The organism is Massilia sp. Root418 (genome assembly GCF_001425265.1).
In the GTDB taxonomy this organism is placed as follows: Bacteria; Pseudomonadota; Gammaproteobacteria; order Burkholderiales; family Burkholderiaceae_D; genus Rugamonas.
Window position 1 is genome coordinate 1 of record NZ_LMEC01000017.1, and the last position, 1941, is coordinate 1941.

The window sequence follows — 1941 nt, forward strand, 5'->3', positions numbered from 1 at the left end:
CAACCACAAGCGTCCGCACCAAGCGCTTCGGATGCAAACCCCTGCGGCAGCTTTTGCATTAGCCGCGTAACCTGAGCAGATTCTGCTGGGTCATTACAAAGTGGGGCCGCCATTAAACGCGGCGCCGAAGTTGTTGCGCGCCTCGTGCTCCACCCACAGCACATTGAATCTCTTGGCGCCGTCGGCGTAGCGTTCGTGCTGGGGCCAGCTGGACGCTGCGCTCGGAGGCCAGGCGGCGCTCGGCGCCGCTGCCTTCGAAGCCCTTGTTCCGGACAACGGTTACTCGTTCGTGGCCCGGTTTCGAACCGGCTCCTATTTAATCGTCTTCTAACTCAGGATCTGAGTAATCAATACGAGATGATGGGAAATGGATCTTGAATATGCTAGTACGCCGATCAGTTGCGGTCTCGTCAGGGTTGATCTGATCTGGATAAATAAGATCAATTGAAAAATCGTCAGAGTCAATCAAATATACCATTACCTTCCAAGTCTTGTTTCCTGGAACGTCGTTCCAAGTCTCCCAAAAGGAACTTATAATTTCCTCCAGATCTGAAGGGCAGTATTTGAATGTCGCCTCTCCAGGTGTGCCATTTTCGTAGAGCAACGATGCCGAAATAAATCCATCGTCCAGTTCCGCGTAGACCAACATTTTTCCGCTATAGTCTTCGGCCCAGCTTAAGGCTTCCGACCCTATCCTTTGATAAAATTCTTCCAACGTTGTCTGATTCATCTTAACCTTTCTATTTTCCGCCGCGTGCGTTCTTGAAGCTGCCTCGATTGGCAACACCGTCAATTAAATAATTAATGCTAAGTTTGGAAGGCCTGAGTGAGTCGCCGGTGTATTGTGGCTTTATGTCTACAAATACTTCTTTACCAGCTTTTAGTGCTCTGTCCCATTCGTTTTCCATGACCTTATAAGCGCTCCGATTTAAGTTCATGTCCTGAGCGAAGTGATTGAGCTCATCCGTAGGGCCATCGAATCGCCTCCCGATGAAGTGGCCGCCCTCGTCGGTCTTCAGCCTATCTTCACCGCCTGCCTTCAACTGCGCCTTGGTATTGCGAGATTGTGCCGGGTTGCTCTTCAACTTGCCTCGTATTCTAGCAACGCGCCCAGCCTCATCGAGCGTGTATTCGTAACCGTTTCTGATCTCAACCCTAGTTGCCGGCTTGTTTGGGGAGGGCTCTTTGCAATTTTCGCAGTCTGGATTCTTCTTTGGTACAGTTTTCTCTTGCCTTGCGGCGACCTCTTTCGCCGCCTCAGCCTCTTTCGCAATTTTAGCTTCCTTGGCCGCCACTTCGGCAGCTTCGGCTTGTTTTTTTGCTTTCGTCAGATCGGCGACTGTCTGAGTTAGCGCGGCGACCTTCTTCTCCAAGCCCATGATTGCCTTGGTAGCGCGCACGGCTTTGGCAGGCTTAGCCAGTGCGTCGCCGAGATAGGGCACCATGCTCACAGTGCTGAGTGCTGCGCCCAGATAGTCGCCTCGCGCGATGGATATACCGGCACCGACGATATCTGATGCCGGCGTAGGATCGACTAGCCCCGCTGCGTCGGCGGCGGCGCCGGCGATTTCCAGCTTCAGGTCTTTATCGGCCTTGGCCAGTGCAGTCGTCGCATCGGAGAGCTTCTTGGTAATGTCTTGCAGGTTCGTCATGACAGGCCACCCACTTGCCCGGGTTCCAGCTCAAACAGCGCGTCGTAGCGTTTAGTCCGCACGATCTGTTCCCAGGTCTGATCGGGCAGTTGGGCGATCATCTGGCTCAGGCGTTCGGCTTGCGGAACGTTGGGGTTGGTCAGGTAGGCCTTGACCATGGCGTGATCGTCGAAGGAGGGCGAGACGGTCATCATCAGACCGGCGAACAGGTGCTGGGCGCTGGCGTCGGTGATGCCATAGCTGGTGGCGCGGGCCACGGCGGCGATGGCGATCTCGCGCAGCATGCCGC

The 1941-nt window shown here is 54.6% G+C and carries 4 protein-coding genes; all 4 read right to left on the reverse strand.

Translation table 11 applies throughout. The features are described from left to right. Positions 1–93: 93 nt before the first annotated feature. On the reverse strand, positions 94–276 hold the full coding sequence (locus ASC94_RS32540; RefSeq protein WP_157201414.1) for a hypothetical protein: 183 nt from the start codon (positions 274–276) through the stop codon (positions 94–96). 40 nt (positions 277–316) lie between these two features. Then, positions 317–730: a hypothetical protein gene (locus ASC94_RS32545; protein ID WP_157201415.1), complete on the reverse strand. Its 414-nt coding sequence runs from the start codon at positions 728–730 to the stop codon at positions 317–319. A gap of 10 nt (positions 731–740) precedes the next feature. Continuing rightward, positions 741–1652, reverse strand: coding sequence for a DNA/RNA non-specific endonuclease (locus ASC94_RS12570; RefSeq protein WP_056395084.1), 912 nt, complete (start codon positions 1650–1652; stop codon positions 741–743). After that, positions 1649–1941: hypothetical protein (locus ASC94_RS33010; protein WP_162251415.1), on the reverse strand; the 293-nt coding region annotated here is incomplete at its 5' end. The genes ASC94_RS12570 and ASC94_RS33010, both read right to left, overlap by 4 nt.